18 protein-coding genes are annotated in these 19,577 nt (G+C 65.5%); 7 read left to right on the top strand and 11 right to left on the bottom strand.

The window, feature by feature from the left end; all coding sequences use genetic code 11:
* Position 1: 1 nt before the first annotated feature.
* The 3 genes from jaqu_RS03345 to carB form a co-directional block, all read right to left on the bottom strand.
* Positions 2-1,099 carry a beta-ketoacyl-ACP synthase III gene (locus jaqu_RS03345; protein ID WP_043917530.1) on the bottom strand — a complete coding sequence of 366 codons (1,098 nt, stop codon included), beginning with the start codon at positions 1,097-1,099 and terminating at the stop codon, positions 2-4.
* Positions 1,100-1,232: 133 nt separating this feature from the next.
* Positions 1,233-1,709 carry a hypothetical protein gene (locus tag jaqu_RS03340; RefSeq protein WP_043917529.1) on the bottom strand — a complete coding sequence of 159 codons (477 nt, stop codon included), beginning with the start codon at positions 1,707-1,709 and terminating at the stop codon, positions 1,233-1,235.
* 258 nt (positions 1,710-1,967) lie between these two features.
* A complete protein-coding gene (carB, locus tag jaqu_RS03335; RefSeq protein WP_043917528.1) occupies positions 1,968-5,285 on the bottom strand; it encodes a carbamoyl-phosphate synthase large subunit in 3,318 nt (1,105 codons plus the stop codon).
* Positions 5,286-5,594: 309 nt separating this feature from the next.
* Between carB and jaqu_RS03330 the strand changes: the two genes are divergently transcribed.
* The 5 genes from jaqu_RS03330 to jaqu_RS03310 all read left to right on the top strand — a co-directional run bounded on the left by jaqu_RS03330 (position 5,595) and on the right by jaqu_RS03310 (position 11,712).
* A complete protein-coding gene (locus tag jaqu_RS03330; protein WP_043917633.1) occupies positions 5,595-6,239 on the top strand; it encodes a DUF2306 domain-containing protein in 645 nt (214 codons plus the stop codon).
* A gap of 73 nt (positions 6,240-6,312) precedes the next feature.
* Positions 6,313-6,996: an HAD-IA family hydrolase gene (locus tag jaqu_RS03325; RefSeq protein WP_043917632.1), complete on the top strand. Its 684-nt coding sequence runs from the start codon at positions 6,313-6,315 to the stop codon at positions 6,994-6,996.
* A gap of 66 nt (positions 6,997-7,062) precedes the next feature.
* Entirely contained in the window at positions 7,063-8,997 is a 1,935-nt protein-coding gene (gene aspS, locus jaqu_RS03320) for an aspartate--tRNA ligase (RefSeq protein WP_043917527.1), read from the top strand.
* Positions 8,998-9,223: 226 nt separating this feature from the next.
* Positions 9,224-10,567 carry a DUF1800 domain-containing protein gene (locus jaqu_RS03315; RefSeq protein ID WP_043917526.1) on the top strand — a complete coding sequence of 448 codons (1,344 nt, stop codon included), beginning with the start codon at positions 9,224-9,226 and terminating at the stop codon, positions 10,565-10,567.
* 2 nt (positions 10,568-10,569) lie between these two features.
* Positions 10,570-11,712 carry a DUF1501 domain-containing protein gene (locus jaqu_RS03310; RefSeq protein WP_043917525.1) on the top strand — a complete coding sequence of 381 codons (1,143 nt, stop codon included), beginning with the start codon at positions 10,570-10,572 and terminating at the stop codon, positions 11,710-11,712.
* A 64-nt stretch (positions 11,713-11,776) separates the two neighbouring features.
* On the opposite strand, the gene jaqu_RS03305 is transcribed toward jaqu_RS03310, so the two are convergent.
* From jaqu_RS03305 to jaqu_RS03295, 3 genes are read right to left on the bottom strand one after another with little or no spacing between them, the layout of a single operon-like run.
* The gene (locus tag jaqu_RS03305) at positions 11,777-12,841 is read right to left on the bottom strand and encodes a 5-(carboxyamino)imidazole ribonucleotide synthase (RefSeq protein ID WP_043917524.1); all 1,065 of its coding nucleotides are present in this window, start codon (positions 12,839-12,841) and stop codon (positions 11,777-11,779) included.
* Positions 12,838-13,311 (bottom strand): 5-(carboxyamino)imidazole ribonucleotide mutase, encoded by a 474-nt coding sequence (gene purE, locus jaqu_RS03300; RefSeq protein ID WP_043917523.1) that lies wholly within the window; start codon positions 13,309-13,311, stop codon positions 12,838-12,840. The genes jaqu_RS03305 and purE overlap by 4 nt, the downstream gene beginning before the upstream one ends.
* Entirely contained in the window at positions 13,308-13,508 is a 201-nt protein-coding gene (locus jaqu_RS03295; protein WP_043917631.1) for a YdcH family protein, read from the bottom strand. Before jaqu_RS03295 ends, purE begins: the two co-directional genes overlap by 4 nt.
* 184 nt (positions 13,509-13,692) lie before the next feature.
* On the opposite strand from jaqu_RS03295, the gene jaqu_RS03290 reads away from it, so the two are divergent.
* A complete protein-coding gene (locus jaqu_RS03290; protein WP_043917630.1) occupies positions 13,693-14,106 on the top strand; it encodes an Hsp20 family protein in 414 nt (137 codons plus the stop codon).
* A 19-nt stretch (positions 14,107-14,125) separates the two neighbouring features.
* Complete coding sequence (locus tag jaqu_RS03285; protein WP_043917522.1) at positions 14,126-14,356, top strand: DUF1150 family protein; 231 nt, start codon at positions 14,126-14,128, stop codon at positions 14,354-14,356.
* Positions 14,357-14,462: 106 nt separating this feature from the next.
* On the opposite strand, the gene jaqu_RS03280 is transcribed toward jaqu_RS03285, so the two are convergent.
* The 5 genes from jaqu_RS03280 to jaqu_RS03260 all read right to left on the bottom strand — a co-directional run bounded on the left by jaqu_RS03280 (position 14,463) and on the right by jaqu_RS03260 (position 19,374).
* A complete protein-coding gene (locus jaqu_RS03280) occupies positions 14,463-14,846 on the bottom strand; it encodes a response regulator (protein ID WP_043917521.1) in 384 nt (127 codons plus the stop codon).
* Between the two features lie 169 nt (positions 14,847-15,015).
* Positions 15,016-16,731: a bifunctional sulfate adenylyltransferase/adenylylsulfate kinase gene (locus jaqu_RS03275; protein WP_392387213.1), complete on the bottom strand. Its 1,716-nt coding sequence runs from the start codon at positions 16,729-16,731 to the stop codon at positions 15,016-15,018.
* 110 nt (positions 16,732-16,841) lie between these two features.
* A complete protein-coding gene (locus tag jaqu_RS03270; RefSeq protein WP_043917519.1) occupies positions 16,842-17,141 on the bottom strand; it encodes a hypothetical protein in 300 nt (99 codons plus the stop codon).
* An 89-nt stretch (positions 17,142-17,230) separates the two neighbouring features.
* Positions 17,231-18,253: a thioredoxin-disulfide reductase gene (trxB, locus tag jaqu_RS03265; protein WP_043917518.1), complete on the bottom strand. Its 1,023-nt coding sequence runs from the start codon at positions 18,251-18,253 to the stop codon at positions 17,231-17,233.
* 209 nt (positions 18,254-18,462) lie between these two features.
* Positions 18,463-19,374, bottom strand: a complete 912-nt coding sequence (locus tag jaqu_RS03260) for a pseudouridine-5'-phosphate glycosidase (RefSeq protein ID WP_043917517.1) — start codon at positions 19,372-19,374, stop codon at positions 18,463-18,465.
* Positions 19,375-19,577 lie beyond the last annotated feature (203 nt).

The raw sequence follows: 19,577 nt of genomic DNA, 5'->3' as shown, positions 1-19,577 counted from the left end.
ATCAGGCGCGCGTCAGGAGCACGGAGCCGACCGAATAGCCGGCGCCAAAACTGCAGATGAGCCCTCGGTCGCCCGGCTTCAGATCTTCAGAGAACTTCGCAAAGGCGATGATCGACCCCGCCGAAGACGTGTTGGCGTAATCCTGAAGGATATTCGGCTGTTCGCCCGGCTCTGGATCGCGCCCAAGGACGCGCTTGCCGATATAGTCGTTCATCGCCTTGTTGGCCTGGTGCAGCCAAAGGCGCTTCAGATCGTCCGCTGCAACCCCCTCCTCGTCCATGTGAGCGGCGATATGCCGACTGACCAGCGGCAGGACTTCCTTGAAGACCTTCCGTCCCTCCTGGACGAACTGCATGTCGCGCCGGTCGTCCATGGCGTCCCGCGTCCGTCGCAAAAACCCGTCATTGTTGCGGATATTGTTCGAGAACTGGGTAGCGCAGCGGGTCGAGTCGATCACGAAGTGTGGTCCCTTCGTCAGATCCTCGGCCTCGATCACGACGGCGGTGCAGACATCGCCGAAGATGAAATGGCAGTCGCGATCCCGCCATTCGAGATGGGCGGAACAGATTTCCGGGTTGACCATGAGCGCATGGCGGATCGAGCCGGCGCGGATCATGTCGGCCGCGGTCTGGATGCCGAAGGTCGCCGAGGAACAGGCGACATTCATATCGAAGGCGAAGCCGCCGCAGCCCAGCAGGTTCTGGATCTCGACCGCGATGGCCGGATAGGCCCGTTCGTGGTTCGATGCGGCACAGATCACGAGGTCTATCTCGGAGGCCTCGACGCCCGCCTGTGCCAGCGCCTTGCCCGCGGCGTCCAGCGCCATCTCGGCCATCAGGCTGGGTTCGTCGTCCGCACGTTCGGGCAATCGGGGATACATCCGATCCGGATCCAGCACACCGTCCTTGTCCATCACGAAGCGGTTTTCGATCCCGCTGGCGGATTTGATGAAATCGGCATTCGACATCGGCACCGGCGGTTCCGCCCCGCCGGCATTCCGTCGTTCGGCATAGGCGTTGAAGGCGGCGACCAGCTCGTCGTTGGTGATGACGTTCGACGGCGTGAAGACGCCCGTTCCGGTGATGGCAGCCTTGGTCATGGCGGGGCTCCTGCGGGTCGGGACGGGATGGACCTGCAGGCGGATCGGGTCAACCCACCGCGACGGCACGCGCCGTGCGCGCCCGCGCCGGACGCGGCCCCTTCAGCGAAGTGAGGCCCCTACGAACGGTCCATCACGCCGCCGTCCCGAACGGGATGACGATGTTCGTGCCGAACGCGCGGTCGACACGCTCCATCCCATCGCGCCAATGCAGGCCCTGCGGGACGGTAATCAAAGGAATGCCCGTCATTTCGAACAGCTTCGGCGCGAAGGTCTTGCTGCCACCTTCGGGCAGGCGCAGAGCGCAGAGCGGCGTCCCGTCCTCGGCGTAGACCACCGCATCCACCATCCGCTGGGACAGCACGGAGACCACACCTGCAAGCCCGACACCCTCCAGGGTGAAAAGCTCGTCGAGCGGGACGTCCAGTTCGACGAAGAGGTCCCAGTAAGCCGGCAGGGTCGAAAGCTCCACCAAGAGCCATGCGGTATCGCAGGTCTCGTCACGGCTGGCGCGCAGCGCGGCTTCGGCAAGCGTGTGAAGGATGAGCTTGTGGGCCGGAGGAACGTTGACCCCCGTCCTCTCGCGGACTTCCGCTTCCTTCGCTTCCATCGAGGCGATAACACGTCGGGTCGCCATACCAGATACACCAAGAGACATGAGTGACAGGCTCAGCGGGTCCACTCCATCCTCCATCGGCTATGTTCAAGACATGACACCTACGCCCCGATCATCGCGCAGTCGCGGCGGGATTTAGGTGAATTATTGGCTGATGGCCCAAGAATGCGGCACGAGCGCCACTTTCCTCGCCGACATGCCCAGCGAGTTCACGGCTGACCGAAGACTCCGCTGGATCTCACCACTGCCCGATCATTGCAGCGACCGGACCTCCACCGCGCCCTCGGCGCGAGCGGCCATGGCGCGGGCGGCGGCATGGGCACCGGCCAGCGTCGTGTAGTACGGGATCCGGTCCGACAGAGCGACCGCGCGCATGGAGCGGCTGTCCTCGACCGCTTGCGCGCCTTCTGTGGAGTTCATGACCAGCGCCACCTCCCCGTCCTTGAGGACATCGACGATAGTGCGACCGCCCTCGTAGGCCTTGTTGACGGTCGCGGCCTCGATGCCGTGCTCCGCGAGGAAAGCGGCCGTGCCCGACGTCGCGAGAATCCGAAAGCCCTGATCGCGCAGCAGCGTCGCGGTCTCGACCAGTTGATCGGTCTTGTCGGCGTCCTTGATCGACAGGAACACCGTCCCGTTCTCGGGCAACGTCGTCCCCGCACCGAGCTGCGCCTTGAGGAACGCGCGGGCGAAGCTGCGGTCCCATCCCATCACTTCGCCCGTGGACCGCATCTCCGGCCCCAACAGCGTGTCGACACCTGGGAAGCGCGCGAAAGGCAGAACGGCTTCCTTGACCGAGAACCAAGGCGTATGGGCATGGGCCAGCATCATCGCGTCACCCATGGGCAGATGGTCCACGGTGCCTTCGGGATAGGGATCGCGCAGCGGGAAGTTCGACAGAGGCTCACCCGCCATCAACCGTGCTGCGATCGAGGCGATGGCACTATCGACCGCCTTCGCAACGAAAGGCACCGTCCGAGACGCACGGGGATTTACCTCGATCAGGTAGATCTCTCCGTCCTTCACCGCGAACTGGACATTCATCAGACCGACGACCTTCAGCGCCTTCGCCAGCGCCTCGGTCTGGCGCCGGATCTCGGCCACGACGTCGTCCGGCAGGCTGTGCGGCGGCAGACAGCACGCGCTGTCGCCGGAATGAACCCCGGCCTCTTCGATATGCTGCATGATGCCGGCGACATGGACCTCCTTGCCGTCGGACAGGGCGTCGACATCCACCTCGATCGCGCCCGAAAGATAGCTGTCGAGCAGGACCGGGCTGTCGCCCGAGACGACGACCGCATCGCGGATGTATCGCTCCAGTTGCGCCGTATCGCGCACGATCTCCATCGCGCGGCCGCCCAGCACATAGGACGGGCGGATGACCAGCGGATAGCCCAGTTCCTCGGCCCGGATGCGGGCTTCGTCGTCCGAGTGGGCAATGGCGTTGCGCGGCTGCTTGAGGCCCAGTCGCTCGACCAGGGCGGCGAACCGTTCGCGGTCCTCGGCCAGGTCGATCGCGTCGGGCGTCGTCCCCAGGATCGGGATGCCCGCATCGTGCAGCGCATTGGCCAGCTTCAGCGGCGTCTGCCCGCCGAACTGCACGATCACCCCGTGAAGCGTGCCGTTCTCCTGCTCCACGCGCAGGATCTCCATCACGTGCTCGAAGGTCAGCGGCTCGAAGTAGAGGCGGTCGGAGGTGTCGTAATCCGTGCTGACCGTCTCGGGATTGCAGTTGACCATGATGGTCTCGTAGCCGGCATCGCTGAGCGCGAAGCAGGCATGGCAGCAGCAATAGTCGAACTCGATCCCTTGCCCGATGCGGTTGGGGCCACCGCCCAGGATAACCACCTTCTTGGCGTCGGTGGGGCGGCTTTCGCATTCCGCCTCGCCCATCACCGGCGTCTCATAGGTCGAGTACATGTAGGGCGTCTGCGCCTCGAACTCGGCGGCGCAGGTGTCGATGCGCTTGAATTGCGCGGTCACACCGAGGTTCAGGCGGGCGCGGCGCACGTTGTCCTCGCTCCGGCCGGTCAGCTTGGCGAGGCGTGCATCCGTGAAGCCCATCATCTTTAGCCGGCGCAAGCTGTCTTCGGTCACCGGCAGGCCGTCCTTGCGGATCTGGGCCTCGGCCTCGACGATCTCGCGAATGCGGGACAGGAACCATGGATCGAAATGGGTGACGGCGTTGATCTCGTCGTCCGAGAGGCCCTGCCGCATCGCCTGGGCGATCACGCGAAGCCGGTCGGGGGTCTGGCGGGACAACTCCGCCTTGACGGCGGCGGGATCGTCGGGAAGCGCGATTTCGTCGAAGCCGGTCAGACCCGTCTCCATCGACGCCAGCGCCTTCTGGAGCGACTCGTGGATCGTCCGGCCGATGGCCATGGCCTCGCCGACCGATTTCATCGCCGTGGTCAGCAGCGGCTCCGCGCCCGGAAACTTCTCGAAGGCAAATCGGGGGATCTTGGTGACGACATAGTCGATGGACGGCTCGAACGAGGCCGGGGTCACGCCCGTGATGTCATTGTCGAGTTCGTCCAGCGTGTATCCCACGGCCAGTTTCGCGGCGATCTTGGCGATGGGAAAGCCGGTGGCCTTGGACGCCAGCGCCGAAGATCGCGACACGCGGGGGTTCATCTCGATCACGACCATGCGCCCGTCGGCGGGGTTCACCGCCCATTGCACGTTCGAGCCGCCGGTCTCGACCCCGATCTCGCGCAGCACGTTGATCGAGTGCGTGCGCATGAGCTGATACTCCTTGTCGGTCAGCGTCAGCGCAGGCGCGACGGTGATCGAGTCGCCCGTATGCACGCCCATCGGATCGACGTTCTCGATCGAACAGACGATGATCGCGTTGTCCGCCTTGTCGCGGACCACCTCCATCTCGAATTCCTTCCAGCCCAGAAGGCTTTCGTCGACAAGGATCTGGGCGACCGGAGAGGCCTCCAGCCCCGTCCGGCAGATGCGTTCGTAGTCCGCCCGGTTGTAGGCGACGCCACCGCCGGTCCCGCCGAGTGTGAAGGCGGGGCGGATGATCGCGGGCAGGCCGACGAATTCGAGCGCTTCCATGGCGATGCCCATACCGGCGGCAATGTCGTAGCTCCCATCCTCGCGCTTGGGCGCATCCACGATCGTGGCCTTCGGATTCTCGATGCCCAGCCGGTCCATCGCCTCGCGGAACAGCTTGCGATCCTCGGCCATCTCGATGGCCGCGCGCTTGGCCCCGATCAACTCGACGCCGAATTTCTCGAGCACGCCCATATCGTCCAACGCCAGCGACGTATTCAGCCCCGTCTGACCGCCCATCGTCGGCAGGAGCGCGTCGGGACGTTCCTTCTCGATGATCTTCGCGACGACATCCGGAGTGATCGGCTCGATGTAGGTGGCGTCGGCCAAACCGGGATCCGTCATGATCGTGGCCGGGTTCGAGTTGACCAGGATGACCCGGTAACCTTCCTCGCGCAGCGCCTTGCAGGCTTGCGCGCCGGAATAGTCGAACTCGCAGGCCTGCCCGATGACGATGGGGCCCGCACCGATGATCATGATGGACTGGATGTCCGTCCTCTTCGGCATGGTCCCGACTCCCGCGCTGGCCAAACTCGCGGCGTTATAGGGGGGTGGCGAGGGGGCGCAAGGGCACCCCGGGCGACCGGCCCCGAAGGTCAGGAAAACCGGTATCGGCCACATCCCGGGCGAACGCTAGGCTGGGGTCATTGCTTCTGCGAGGTCTGTCATGCCCAGCTTTCTTATCATTCTCTCGATCTTTCTCGGTGGCGCCCTCGCGGTCGCCGGGCACGCCACCTTTGCAGCACCCGCCCCGGTGACCGTGCCGCGCTGATCGTCCGCATTGACCTTGCCGGGCGCGATGGGGACAGTCGCGCCATGGCGGCGATCCGCATCGGTTCTGTGCTTCTTCTAATGCTCGCAGTGCTGCCGTTCGGGCTCTACTCCCTCCTGCGCGGCGCGGCCCTCGGCACCCCGGACGAGGTCGCTTCACGCCTGTTCCACGAAGACGCGTTGGCGCCAACGGCTGCGCTCTATCTCCACATGGTGGCGGGCGGCGCGCTGAGCATTCTGGCGCCGCTGCAGTTGCTGGGGGCGGTCCGTCGTCGCTGGCCGGCGATCCATCGCGGAACCGGCCGCGTGACCTTGGGGCTAGCGGGTATCACGGGGCTGGGCGGACTGATCTATATCGGCGCGTTGGGAACCATCGGCGGGCTTTGGATGAGCTTCGGTTTCGCCCTCTACGGCGCACTCGTGATCGCGGTCGCCTGGGCCACGTGGCGCAGTGCCGTCGATCGCTCTCCGACCCATCCCGACTGGGCCGCACGGATGGTGGTTCTGGCACTCGGCTCCTGGCTGTACCGCGTGCAATACGGGCTGTGGGAACTGGGGACCGGTGGCATCGGGGTGCGCGAGGATTTCACGGGATGGTTCGATCGCATCCAGGTGCTGGCCTTCTACCTGCCCTGGCTGATGGCCTTGGAACTCTGGCTGGCACGGCGGCGCAGTCACGCATTTCCTTGATTTTCGCGGGGGGTATGTCACCCTCCGTTCGTAGCGCGTGGGCAGGACGCGCCGGGATATGGGGGGATCGCAGATGCTGTCAGCATCCGCGCTGTTCTTCGGTGCGATCGGCACGCTGGCCGAGACGACCGAACTGCAGCGTCGCGCCTACAACCGAGCCTTTGCCGAAGCGGATCTCGACTGGGTCTGGGACCATGAGAGCTATCTTCGGATGCTGCACCATCCCGGCGGGCGTGCACGGCTCGCGAGATATGCCGAGGATGCAGGCGACCGTGTCGATATCCGTAGCCTCCACGCCGCGAAGTGCCGTCACTTCGCGGCGCTCGTCCGGCAGGACGGCATACGCCCGCGCCCGGGCGTTCCCGAGATGATCGCCGCCGCGACGGCGCGGGGCCTGCGGATCGCGGTCTGCTCCACGACATCGCCCGATCAGATCCACGCGGTGCTGTCGGGGCTCGAACGGTTCGTCGATATGGACGCATTCGAATGGATCGGCGACGCGACCCATGCCGCAAGGCCCAAGCCCGCGCCCGACATCTATCGGGGCGCCTTGGGGCGAATGGATCTGGATCCGGCGCGCGTCCTCGCCATCGAGGACACGCCAGAGGCGGCCCAGGCGGCCCTGGATGCGGGTCTCCGCGTCCTCGCCTTTCCGGGAGCCGCCGCGCGGCGCAGGGAGTTCCAGACCGGGTTGCTGGTCGTCGACCGGCTTCAGCCGCGCCTGCTGGATCTCGGCATGCCGGTCCCGGCGGAATGATCGCGCCCGGTTGACACTCCGCCCCCCCTTGTGTGCATAGGCGCGGCTTTCTCCGGGGGTCCCGCCATGCATGTCTACCGCACCCATACCTGCGCCGAACTGACCCGCGAGAATGTGGGCGATACGGTCCGCTTGGCCGGATGGGTCCACAGGATCCGCGATCATGGCGGGGTGCTGTTCATCGACCTGCGCGACCATTACGGCGTCACGCAGGTCTTGTGCGACCCCGACAGCCCGGTCTTCTCCGAGGTCGAGAAGGTGCGCAGCGAGTGGTGCATCCGCATCGACGGCAACGTGAAGGCGCGCGACGAAAGCCTGATCAACCCCAAGATCCCGACCGGCGAGGTCGAGGTTTTCATCCGCGATATGGAAGTTCTGGGAAAGGCGGACGAGTTGCCACTGATCGTCTTCGGTGATCAGGAATATCCCGAAGAGACACGCCTGCGCTATCGCTTCCTCGACCTGCGCCGCGAGGCAATGCAGGACAACATGAAGCTGCGCTCGGACGTCGTGCGCGACCTGCGGCAGCGGATGTGGGATCTGGACTTCCGCGAATACCAGACGCCGATCATCACCGCGTCCTCTCCCGAAGGGGCGCGCGACTTCGTGATCCCGTCACGGCTGCATCCGGGCAAGCTCTATGCGCTGCCGCAGGCACCGCAGCAGTTCAAGCAGCTGCTGATGGTGGCCGGCTTCGACAAGTACTTTCAGATCGCGCCCTGCTTCCGCGACGAGGATCCGCGCGCCGACCGCTCGCCCACCGACTTCTACCAGCTCGACATGGAGATGAGCTTCGCCACCCAGCAGGACGTGTTCGACACGATCGCGCCCGTGGTGGCCGGCACGTTCGAACGCTTCGGCGGCGGCAAGCGCGTCGATGCGCCCGAGACCTGGCCGCAGATCCCTTTTGCCGAGGCGGCGCTGAAATACGGCACCGACAAGCCCGACCTGCGCAACCCGATCGAGATGCAGGACGTGTCCGAGCATTTCCGGGGCTCGGGCTTCGCCATCTTCGCCTCGCTGCTGGAGAAGGACGGCACCGAGATCCGCGCCATCCCCGCGCCCACGGGCGGGTCGCGCAAGTTCTGCGACCGGATGAACAAGTTCGCCCAAGAGCAGGGCCTGCCGGGGATGGGGTATATCTTCTGGCGTCCTGACAATGACAAAGCAGCGCAGGTGATCGCAAGAATAAATGAAATCGAGCAGAACTCGACTGGCATGGCGATGATCGCTGTAAAGGCTAGTGACGGACAGACTATCCAAGGAGATCGTTCAGAAGTGCTGGGGCGACTTCGGGATGATCTGGAATCAATCGAGTACTCTGTCGAAGCCGCCGGCCCCCTCGCCAAGAACATCGGCCCCGAGCGCACCGAGGCAATCCGCCAGCAGCTCGGCCTCGGCGTCGGCGACGCTGCGTTCTTCCTCGGCGGCAAGGCGTCAGACTTCGAGGCCGTCGCGGGCCGCGCCCGCACCGTGATCGGGCAGGAACTGGGCCTGATCGACGAGGACCGCTTCGCCTTTGCCTGGATCGTCGACTTCCCGATGTACGAGCGCGACGACGAGGGGAAGGTCGACTTCTCCCATAACCCGTTCTCGATGCCGCAGGGCGGCCTCGAAGCTCTGGACGGCGATCCCGAAGCGGTGCTCGGCTACCAGTACGACCTGGCCTGCAACGGCTACGAACTGGTCTCCGGCGCCATCCGGAACCACAAGCTGGACGTGATGTACCGCGCCTTCGAGATCGCGGGCTACGGCCGCGACGAAGTGGAAAAACGCTTCGGCGGCATGGTGAAGGCATTCCAGTACGGCGCTCCGCCCCATGGCGGCTGCGCGGCGGGGATCGACCGCATCGTCATGCTGCTGGCCGGAGAGGAGAACATCCGCGAGGTGATGCTCTTCCCGATGAACCAGCGCGCCGAAGACCTGATGATGGGCGCCCCTACGGAACCGATGCCCGGCCAATTGATGGAATTGGGCCTCCGGGTCGTCCCCAAGGACTGATCCGCCGGAAAAATCGTGGATCGGATCAAACCGATCCGCCGCTTGTGCGTTGGTATGTTACCTGCATACAGGAGACGAAACATGCGCAAGCTGATCAAGTATCTGGCCCTGTGGAAGCTGTTCAAGCGGCTCCGCCGGTCGTGACGCCAGGCGGGCGCCGCCGATCTTGCAGTGCCCGCTTTTCCGCCCCCTCCCTTTCTGCCGATACTCCACCTATCTTTGCGGGATGGATATGCATTCCGCCCTTGCCGCGATCCGTTTCGGGACCGGCCTTTCCCCACGGATCCCGGCGCCGGACGGACCGGGCGACGTGATAGCGCAACTGGAAGGCCCGGATCGAGCCCTGGAGGCTTTCCCGGCACTGGCCTGGAGCGAGGCGGCGGCCGAGGCCCGCGATTGGTCTCGTCTGAGACGCGCTCGGCGTGACGGCCCGGCGGAGCGCGAGGCCTATACCCAGCACAATCGCCACATCGCAGAACGGAACGCCAACGAGGTCGGCGACATCATCGCGCGGGGCGCCGTCACGGACCAACCATTCCGGGAGAGGCTGGCCTGGTTCTGGGCCGATCACTTCACGGTCACGCCCGGACGGGGATATCTGCGCGCTTCGGTTCCCAGCTATCAGGCAGAGCTACGGCCCCACCTCTCGGGCCGCTTCGCCGATCTGCTGGAGGCCGCTGTCACCCATCCTGCGATGGTCATCTACCTGGATCAGAGCCGCTCGGTCGGCCCGAACTCCCAAAAAGCCCGCAACCGCTATGGCGGGTTGAACGAGAACCTCGCCCGAGAGGTCCTCGAGTTGCATACGCTCGGCGTGGGCGCGGGATACAAGCAGGCGGATGTCACGGAGCTTGCGGAATTGCTGACCGGCCTGACCGTGAACCGCGACGGGTCGCCGGCTTTCAACCCCAAGGCGGCCGAACCCGGCCCCGAGACGGTACTCGGTCGGACCTATGGCGGCGACCCTGCAGCGCCCGATGACCTGCGTGCCGTCCTGCGCGACCTCGCGCGCCACCCCGACACGGCCTGGCACCTGTCCGGAAAGCTGGCGCGACATTTCGTCTCCGACAGACCCGACCGGGGCCTCGTCGATGCGATGGCCGCAAAATGGCTGGCGACCGATGGCGATCTGCGTGCCGTCTATTCCGCGATGCTGGATCATCCGGCTGCCTGGTCTGAACGGCTGGAGAAAGTGCGCAGGCCGGTCGAGTATCTGACGGCCGCGTTCCGCGCGCTCGATGTTCCGGTCCCCCGTGGGCGCAGACTGACGAATGCGATCCTTCGGGGGCCGCTGAACCTGATGGGTCAGAGCCTGCCCGGCGCCCCGGCCCCGGACGGCTGGCCGGAAGAGGCCGAGGCCTGGATCACGCCGCAAGCCCTGGCCGCGCGGATCGAATGGTCGATGCGCGCTCCGGTGCGGATGCAGAGCCAGCCGCAACCGCGGGACGTCCTGCAAACGGCCCTCGGGCCCCTCGCCTCGGGCCGGACCAGATTCGCGGTCGAGGCCGCCGAAACCGCCGAGGCCGCGATCGGCCTCGTCCTCGCCTCACCCGAGTTCCAGAGGAGATGAGCATGGACCGTCGTGCCTTCCTGATCGGATGCTCCCTCGCGGCCTCGCCTCTGGTAACGCCAGTCTCTTTCGCCGCGGCGCCGGGCGATGGGAGGCTGGTCGTCGTGATCCTGCGCGGCGCGATGGACGGTCTGGATATCCTCCAACCCTACGGCGACCCGGTTCTGGCAGGCCTCAGACCGAGCTTCGAGATCGGCCCGGCGGCAGGCAACCCGGATCTCGACGGGTTTCACGCGCTTCACCGGTCGCTTGCGCCTCTGACCAGTTGGTGGACAGGAGGCGACCTTGCCTTCGCCCAGGCCGTCAGCACCCCCTACCGGGGCAAGCGCAGCCATTTCGACGGCCAAGATCTGCTCGAAGCCGGAACACCGGGCCTCTTGCCGCTAAGTCAGCGGGACGGGTGGTTGAACCGCCTTGTGGGCGTTGTGCCCGGTGCGCATGGCCGGACCGCCTTCGCGATCGGACGGGAGAACATGAAGATCCTCCGTGGCGAGGCGGCGCATTCGCGCTGGGCTCCCGATGCCCGCCTGGAGCTGTCGGCGGCCACGGCCGACCTGCTGCGCCACGTCTACCACGACGATTCCCTGTTCCGGCGCAGCGCGCAGGAGGCGTTGATCCTGTCGGCGGAGGATCCGGGCAGTGCCGATCTGAAGCCGCACGAGGCACTGTTCGACTTCGCCGCGACACAGCTTCGCGCCGATGCCCGGATCGCCGCGCTGTCGATCGGCGGGTGGGATACGCACCAATCACAGGCGGCACGCATCAGGCAGCCGCTCGAACGGCTCGCCACCGGGCTTGCGGCTCTCCGCCAGGGGCTCGGACCGTATTGGGACCGGACCGCCGTTCTGGCCGTCACGGAATTCGGTCGCACCGTGCGTGAGAACGGCACGAAGGGAACCGATCACGGGACCGGTGGGACCCTGCTTCTGGCCGGAGGCGCGATCCGGGGCGGGCGCGTGCTTGGTGCATATCCCGGTCTGGCCGAGTCCGATCTCTTGGACGGCCGCGACGTGATGCCGATGCGGGACGTCCGCGCCTATGCCGCATGGGCGATGGCCGGCCTCTTCGGTCTTGGCCGGTATGAGCTTGAGACGACGGTCTTCCCGGGTCTCGAGATGGGTGAGGATCCGAACGTCCTGGCTTAGATCGGCCCGGTCGCGCCACTTCTGTCTCATGCCGGCCAGCCCGCCTCGCGCGGGGGACCGGCCGTCAGCCGATCAGCCGGTTTACATGCCCCATCTTGCGACCCGCGCGGTTCTCGGCCTTGCCGTAAAGATGCAATTGCGCGCCACGCTCCGAGAGGATTGCCGGGATCCCGTCCATGTCGTAGCCGATCAGGTTCTCCATGCGCACATCCGCATGCCGTGCCCCGTCGCCCAGCGGCAGACCGGCGATCGCGCGGATATGCTGTTCGAACTGATCCGTTGCGCAGCCGAGCTGGGTCCAATGTCCGGAATTGTGGACGCGAGGCGCGATCTCGTTGACCAGCATTTCCGTGCCGGTCACGAAAAGCTCGACCCCCAGGACGCCGACATAATCGAGGGCGTTCAGGATGCGTCCGGCGAGCAAGGCCGCATCGGTCCGCTGAGAGGTGCTCAACGTCGCAGGTACGGTCGTCGTTCGGAGGATCCCCCCGGCATGGACGTTCTCGCCCGGATCGAAGGCGACGACCTCTCCTGACGGGCCACGGGCCGCGATGACGCTGACCTCTCGCTCGAACGGGACCATGGCCTCCAGGATCGCGGGCGCACCGCCCATGGCGTCCATCGCATCCTCTGCCTCGTCCGCAGAGGACAGGCGAACCTGCCCCTTGCCGTCGTACCCCAAAGTCCGGGTCTTCAGGATGCCCTCGCCGCCGAACTCCGCCAGCGTCTCCCGTAGCTCGGCCGCGTCCGCGACGGCCCGATACCGTGCGGTGCGAAGTCCTAGTCCGGTCAGGAAATCCTTTTCGGTCAGCCGGTCCTGTGCGACCTCCAGTGCGCGCCGTCCCGGATGGATCGGAGCGAGCTTTCCGATGACGTCGAGGGCGGTCCCCGGCACGTTTTCCCACTCGTATGTCACGACGTCGCAGGCGCCCCCGAATGCCGTCAACGCCTCGACATCGTCCCAGGCGGCCTTGTGATGGTAATTGGCGACGTGCGACGCCGGACAGTCGCCGCCCGGTTCGTAGATCGCACATTTGTAGCCGAGCCGGCTGGCCGCAACGGAAAGCATTCGCCCGAGTTGCCCACCGCCCAGAATTCCGATCGTCGCGCCGGGTCGCAACGCGGTCATTCGGGCCGCTCCGGGATGGAGGCGGACAAGGCCGCCCTCCACGCCTCCAGGCGAGTGGCCAACGCATCGTCGGAAACCGCGAGGATGGCGGCCGCCATCAGACCCGCATTGGCCGCGCCGCCGATCGCCATGGTCGCGACCGGATAGCCGCGCGGCATCTGGACTATGGAATGAAGCGAGTCGACGCCACCCAGCGCCTTCGTCTGGACCGGAACGCCGATTACCGGCAGGCGCGTCTTGGACGCCATCATGCCAGGAAGATGCGCCGCCCCGCCTGCCCCGGCGACGATCACCTTGAGCCCACGCTCCACCGCCGACGTCCCATACTCCCAAAGCCTGTCCGGGGTCCGGTGTGCCGAGACGATCGCGGTCTTGTAGCCGACCTCCAGTTCGTCGAGGATCTCTGCGGCGGCCTTCATGGTCGGCCAATCCGAGGTCGAGCCCATGATGATACCGACGGGCGCGCTCATGCGATGATGTCCGGGGTCAATTCGTCCTCTATGCGTCCGATGCGATCTTTCAGGGCCAGCTTCTGCTTCTTGAGTCGCCGGATCTGAAGCATGTCCGGCAACGGCCCCTGTTCCAGAGCGGCTATCGCGTCATCCAGATCACGATGCTGTTGGCGCAACACCGTCAGTTCGGCGCGCAGCACGTCTTCATGGGACATCTCGTCCGGGGGCAGGGTCACGGCGTTATCCTGGCGGTTCTCGGTTTCGACCTACCGGATTGCGCGGCGGCGTCCAAGCGCTCCGGGCTTGCGGGTGCACGGAACTGCACCCACATTGGTCATGCGACGATGCCGATGACGGGTCGTGGCACGCGGTTCGCTTTTTGGACAAAGGATCCGGATGATGACCAAGCCGACCTTCGGCACACACCCTTTCCTGCTCGGCTTCGATGAGTTGGAGCGTCTGGTGGAACGCACGGCGCGATCCTCGGACGGGTATCCGCCTTACAACATCGAACAGACCGGCGAAGCCGGGTTCCGCATCACGCTCGCGGTGGCCGGTTTCTCGATGGAGGATCTGTCGATCACACTCGAAGATGCACAACTCGTCGTTCGCGGGCGCGCGCGCGATGAGGGAGAGCGGATCTGGCTTCACCGCGGCATCGCCGCCCGACAGTTTCAGCGTGCCTTCGTGCTTGCCGATGGCGTCGAGGTGACGGGTGCGACGATGAAGAACGGATTGCTTCACATCGACCTGCAACGATCCATCCCCGAAAACGTTGTGAAGTCGATCCGTATCGAAACCGCGCAGGATTGAGCGACGAGGAGGTTCGAGCATGACACAGAACTGGAACATCGACGCCGTCGGAAGCGCGACGGTCTATGTGCGGAAGGTCCTCGTCGAGGATCTCCCCCGCGACGTCCAGCGCGAAGCGCGGGAAGGCGGGCTGGAAGAACTTTATGCCCTGCATCGGACGGATGGAGAACAAGTCGCGCTTGTCGGAGATCGGCGATTGGCTTTCACTCTTGCCCGGCAGAATGATCTTCACCCCGTAAGCGTTCACTGAGCGAAGTTGTTCGGGTCAAAACGTTCGGCCGACCGCAAAACGATGCGGTCGGCTTTTTCATGCTAGATGAGGATGTCGAAAGAGCCTGCAAATTCGATTGCAGATCCTACTTGGCTGCCGTCGCCTTTTCCGACTGCGAAGCGACCGCGTCACACAGGATCTTCACCAGCCGCGCGGGGCTCGAGGGCTTGGAGATGATCGGGACGTCGTCGCCGTAACGCTCGCGCAGTTCTGCGAGGTTTGCACGACCCGTGTGGAAGACGAATGGCGTTCCCTCCTCGGCAAGACGGTCGGCGACCGGAAATACTGGCTCACCGCGGATATCGACGTCCAATACCGCGGCGTCGACGTGGGACTGATTACGCAACGCATCGTCTATCGTCATGCACGGCCCTTCGACGACGGCCCCTTCGTCTTCCAGGGTCATCGAGAGGTCGACGGCGAGGAGGGCCTCGTCCTCCACGATCAGGATTTTCATGTCATCGAGCATTGGTCCAGCCTTTGGCTCGCTCATACAAAGGTACATTCGACGAGACCAACACGAGCACCAATGCCAAAGTTCCCCTGTTGCAGGCGTGCCGTCGTCCGAATTCGGACCGCACGGCATACCTGCAACAATGTCTGATGGATCGCAGGCCGGATCAGGCCGAGGGATCCGTTCAGTTCTTCCCGATCAGCCCCATGCTTTCCAGCTTCAGCAGGACCTGTTGAGCGCAGTTGTCGACTTCTGCGCCCTCGGTATCGACAACCAATTCCGCATTCGTCGGAGCTTCGTAGGGGTCCGAAATACCGGTAAACTCGGGGATCTTCCCTTCCCGCGCCAACTTGTACAGACCCTTGCGATCACGACGCTCGCATTCTTCTAGCGACGTCGCGACATGGACCTCCACGAACGCGCCGTAGGCTTCGATCATCTCGCGCGCGGCACGCCGTGTCGCCGTATAGGGGGCGATGGGGGCACAGATCGCGATGCCACCATTCTTGGTGATCTCGGACGCGACATAGCCGATCCGGCGGATGTTGATGTCGCGATGCTCCTTCGAAAAGGTCAACTCGGACGACAGATGCTTGCGGACGACATCGCCGTCCAGCAGCGTCACGGGACGGCCTCCCATCTCCATCAGCTTGACCATGATCGCGTTGGCAATGGTCGACTTGCCCGATCCTGACAGACCCGTGAAGAAGACGGTGAACCCCTGTTGCGAACGCGGGGGCGAGGTGCGGCGCAATTCACGCACCACTTCGGGGAACGAGAACCATTCCGGGATCTCGAGGCCCTCACGCAGGCGACGGCGCAGCTCCGTGCCCGAAATGTTCAGGATCGTGACGCTGTCGCGATCCTCGATCTCGTCGTTGGGCTCGTACTGGGCGCGTTCCTGGACGTAGACCATGTGTTTGAAATCGACCATCTCGATGCCGATCTCGTCCTCGTGCTTCCGGAACAGGTCCTGCGCATCGTAGGGACCGTAGAAGTCCTCTCCCTGGCTATTCTTGCCCGGTCCCGCATGATCACGGCCGATGATCATGTGCGTGCAGCCGTGATTGCGGCGGATGATGCCGTGCCATACCGCCTCGCGCGGACCTGCCATCCGCATGGCGAGGTTCAGAAGGCTCATCGTGGTGGTCGAGGCCGGATACTTGTCGAGCACCGCCTCGTAGCATCGCACCCGGGTGAAGTGATCCACGTCGCCGGGCTTGGTCAGGCCGACGACCGGGTGGATCAGCAGGTTCGCCTGCGCCTCGCGCGCGGCACGAAAAGTCAGTTCCTGATGAGCGCGGTGCAACGGGTTGCGCGTCTGGAAGGCGACGACGCGGCGCCAGCCCAGCTTGCGGAAATAGGCGCGCAGTTCGTTGGGCGTGTCGCGGCGGGCGCGGAAATCATAATGCGTCGGCGGCTGGAGGCCGGTGATGCGCCCCCCCAGATAGACCGGCCCAGCGACGTTATGCAGGTAGTTGACGGCCGGATGCGCCAGATCGTCGGCGCCGAATACCTTCTCGGCCTCGCGCGCCTTGTCGGGGCTCCACTTGTCGGTGACCGACAGGATGGCAAGGATCACGCCCTCGGCGTCGCGCAAGGCGATGTCCTGTCCTTCCTCGACGCCCTCGGCAAATTTCTCGGACACGTCCAGCGTGATCGGCATCGGCCACAGCGCGCCGTCCGCCAACCGCATGTCCTCGACCACGCTTTCGTAGTCGGCTTTGCCCAGAAAGCCCGTCAATGGCGAGAAGCCACCATTCATCAGAAGCTCCAGATCGCAAACCTGGCGCGCGGTCATGTCCCAGCTCGGCAGTTCGCCCGCCTCGTGCTTCAGCTTCTGCGCGCTTTCCCAGGAGACGTAGAGTTCGGGCAGGGGGGCGAGGTTCGGCGCGGACATGGACATGGGTGACTCCGGGACAAGGACGGGCGCCGCCTACGCTGCAGTGCGGCGAAAGACAAGCGCGGGAGCGGAAACGCGGCTATGCGCGTGGCGAAACCACTCGGCGATCAAAGGTACGGCGAAAGGCAGGCGATGCGGTCCGGATCGACGACCGGTTCCCCGGCGATCAGTTGCGCCGTCGCCTGGGCCGTCGCATCTTCGGGGCGCTGCGCGAGAAACGCTTCGACCGGCGTCGCGTCGTCGGCGGCGACCGCCGCGGCCAGCAAGCTGTCGCGCTCGGGAACCGGCAGGGGGCAGGTCCGGTCGGCGGCCAGGGCCAGCGCCTGCTCGACCGACGGGTTGCCTGCGGTCACCGGATTACACGCGGCGAGGATGACGAGAACTGGAACAAGCGCGATGCGAGACATGGGACAAACCTCTCTGACGGCGTTCCCGATCTCGTAGGCCGGGCTCTGCCGCGCTTCAAGTCGGGAAGCGCAGCAAAGCGGGCTTGGCCTTACTCCGCCGGCTCATCCACTGGCGCGCCGTAGCCCAAGGGCACGGTCTGGTCCTGATCCGGCCCACCGTCGAGCCCGTGTTCGGCGAGGAACCGCTCCGCTTCGAGCGCAGCCATGCAGCCCATCCCCGCGCTGGTGACGGCCTGGCGATAGATGTGGTCGGTCAGATCGCCGGCGGCGAAGACGCCCGGAACGCTGGTTGCCGTCGAATCCGGCCTGGTGACGACATAGCCGCCCATATGCGTGTCCAGCACGTCCCTCACCAACTCGTTGGCCGGCGCGTGACCGATGGCGATGAAGACACCTGTGCAGGATACCTCGCGCGTCTCGCCCGTCTTGGCGTGCGCCAGACGGATCCCGGTGACACCCTTGGGCATGTCGGTGCCGAGCACTTCGTCCAGTTGATGATCCCAGATCACCTCGACCTTGGGGTTCTTGAACAGCCGATCCTGGAGGATCTTTTCCGCCCTGAGGCTGTCGCGGCGATGCACCAGCGTCACCTTCGACGCGAAATTCGTGAGGAACAGCGCCTCTTCGACAGCAGTGTTGCCGCCGCCCACGACGACGACCTCCTGGCCCCGGTAGAAGAAGCCATCGCAGGTCGCGCATGCCGACACGCCGAAGCCCTTGAACGCCTCCTCGCTGGGCAGGCCGAGCCATTTGGCCTGAGCACCCGTGGCCAGGATCAGCGCGTCGGCCGTGTAGGTGACGCCCGAGTCGCCATGGGCCGTGAAGGGCCGTTTCGACAGGTCGACCGAGGTGATGTGATCCCCGATGATCTCGGTTCCGACGGCGCGGGCATGGGCCTCCATCCGCACCATCAGATCAGGCCCCTGCACTTCGGTGTCGCCGGGCCAGTTCTCGACCTCGGTGGTGATGGTCAATTGCCCACCCGGCTGGATCCCTTGGATCAGGACCGGCTCCAACATGGCCCGGCTCGCATAGACGGCCGCAGTATAGCCTGCCGGGCCTGAGCCGATGATCAGAACCTTCGTATGCTTCGTCTCGGACGTCTCGGACATGGGGGCCTCCTGCTCGGGGACCCGATATGGGACCGAATCGCGGGCGGGGAAACCCCCTCGGCGATCGGGCATGGCGACCGTGCGGGCGTCGCATGGACTGACCTCACGGTCGGGACGCCACGTTATGAGCCCCTTGCTACGGGTCTCGCTCTCAAACGTGATCCGGGAAATGCCCGCCGCAGCCAGATCGGCCACAAGCGCAAGGGCCCTCAGGCCCAGCGGCCGCCCGAACGTCCTGCCATCGCGATCCAGGCCGCGAGGCGGGCATTGTTCTCGACCAGAGCGATGTTGGCTCCCAATGCCTTGCCATCCGTGACCGCATTCAGATGAGCCAAGAGGTAGGGCGTCACATCCTTGCCCCGCACGCCTTCCGTCTCGGCCCGCGCCAAGGCGTCCTCGACCTGCGTCGCGATCCAGCCCGCATCCAAGGCGTGCGCCTCGGGGATCGGGTTAGCCACCAGCATGCCTGTCCCGAGGCCGCATTCCCTGTTCGCCCGCCGGATCGCGGCGATTTCGGCCGGGTCATCGGCCCGTTCGGGCGAAGGCTGCCCGCTTTCGCGGGTGTAGAAGGCCGGAAAGACGTCCGATCCATAGGTCACGACGGGCACGCGCAGCGTTTCGAGCATCTCCAGTGTCCGCGGAATATCGAGGATCGACTTCGCACCCGCACAGACAACGAGGACGTCCGTCGCGGCCAGTTCGGTCAGATCGGCGCTCACATCCCACTCGTCGCCCCGATGCACGCCGCCGATGCCGCCGGTGGCGAAAACGCCGATGCCCGCAAGCGCCGCGATCCGCATCGTCGCCGAAACCGTCGTGCCTGCCGTTCGCCTCCGCGCGATGGCCGCGCCGAGGTCCCGGGATGCGGCCTTCACCACACCGTCGCCCCGGCCCAGCGCCTCGATCTGGGCAGATCCGAGGCCCGCGCAGAGCCGGCCCTCGATCACCGCGATGGTCGCCGGCACGGCCCCTTCCTCGCGCACGACGTTCTCGACCCGTGCGGCGACCTCGGCGTTCCGGGGCCAAGGCATCCCGTGGCTGATAATGGTGCTTTCCAGCGCAACGACCGGCGCCCCTTCGGTCACGGCGCGCGTGACCTCGTCAGACATGTGAATCTGCATGTGTCCCTCATGCCACCCCGGCGGACGGACGCAACAGTGTTCGAACGGATTTGCCCGGCGCAATGCGTCACGGCAGGCGAACCGATCTGGCAGCGCGGTCGGCCGCATCGGACAGATCTCAGCAGCGGGATCCAGCCCATCCTGCGCACGGCCCCGGCCAAAGCACGACCCGCGGCCCGCGCGGCGTATCGTCATGTCACCCC

The sequence above is a fragment of the Jannaschia aquimarina genome, from assembly GCF_000877395.1.
In the GTDB taxonomy this organism is placed as follows: Bacteria; Pseudomonadota; Alphaproteobacteria; order Rhodobacterales; family Rhodobacteraceae; genus Jannaschia; species Jannaschia aquimarina.
Note: the sequence above shows the minus strand (reverse complement) of the source record. Positions and strands in the feature narration are given on the sequence as shown.

Excerpts from the sequence above, each read along its gene's own strand:
- jaqu_RS03310 (WP_043917525.1), top strand. The coding sequence starts at position 10,570 with ATGGACCGTCGTGCCTTCCTGATCGGATGCTCCCTCGCGGCCTCGCCT.
- jaqu_RS03260 (WP_043917517.1), bottom strand. The coding sequence starts at position 19,374 with ATGCAGATTCACATGTCTGACGAGGTCACGCGCGCCGTGACCGAAGGG.
- carB (WP_043917528.1), bottom strand. The coding sequence starts at position 5,285 with ATGCCGAAGAGGACGGACATCCAGTCCATCATGATCATCGGTGCGGGC.
- jaqu_RS03275 (WP_392387213.1), bottom strand. The coding sequence starts at position 16,731 with ATGTCCGCGCCGAACCTCGCCCCCCTGCCCGAACTCTACGTCTCCTGG.
- jaqu_RS03285 (WP_043917522.1), top strand. The coding sequence starts at position 14,126 with ATGACACAGAACTGGAACATCGACGCCGTCGGAAGCGCGACGGTCTAT.
- jaqu_RS03315 (WP_043917526.1), top strand. The coding sequence starts at position 9,224 with ATGGATATGCATTCCGCCCTTGCCGCGATCCGTTTCGGGACCGGCCTT.
- jaqu_RS03270 (WP_043917519.1), bottom strand. The coding sequence starts at position 17,141 with ATGTCTCGCATCGCGCTTGTTCCAGTTCTCGTCATCCTCGCCGCGTGT.
- aspS (WP_043917527.1), top strand. The coding sequence starts at position 7,063 with ATGCATGTCTACCGCACCCATACCTGCGCCGAACTGACCCGCGAGAAT.
- jaqu_RS03330 (WP_043917633.1), top strand. The coding sequence starts at position 5,595 with ATGGCGGCGATCCGCATCGGTTCTGTGCTTCTTCTAATGCTCGCAGTG.
- jaqu_RS03305 (WP_043917524.1), bottom strand. The coding sequence starts at position 12,841 with ATGACCGCGTTGCGACCCGGCGCGACGATCGGAATTCTGGGCGGTGGG.
- trxB (WP_043917518.1), bottom strand. The coding sequence starts at position 18,253 with ATGTCCGAGACGTCCGAGACGAAGCATACGAAGGTTCTGATCATCGGC.
- jaqu_RS03340 (WP_043917529.1), bottom strand. The coding sequence starts at position 1,709 with ATGGAAGCGAAGGAAGCGGAAGTCCGCGAGAGGACGGGGGTCAACGTT.
- jaqu_RS03290 (WP_043917630.1), top strand. The coding sequence starts at position 13,693 with ATGACCAAGCCGACCTTCGGCACACACCCTTTCCTGCTCGGCTTCGAT.
- jaqu_RS03280 (WP_043917521.1), bottom strand. The coding sequence starts at position 14,846 with ATGCTCGATGACATGAAAATCCTGATCGTGGAGGACGAGGCCCTCCTC.
- purE (WP_043917523.1), bottom strand. The coding sequence starts at position 13,311 with ATGAGCGCGCCCGTCGGTATCATCATGGGCTCGACCTCGGATTGGCCG.
- jaqu_RS03345 (WP_043917530.1), bottom strand. The coding sequence starts at position 1,099 with ATGACCAAGGCTGCCATCACCGGAACGGGCGTCTTCACGCCGTCGAAC.
- jaqu_RS03295 (WP_043917631.1), bottom strand. The coding sequence starts at position 13,508 with ATGTCCCATGAAGACGTGCTGCGCGCCGAACTGACGGTGTTGCGCCAA.
- jaqu_RS03325 (WP_043917632.1), top strand. The coding sequence starts at position 6,313 with ATGCTGTCAGCATCCGCGCTGTTCTTCGGTGCGATCGGCACGCTGGCC.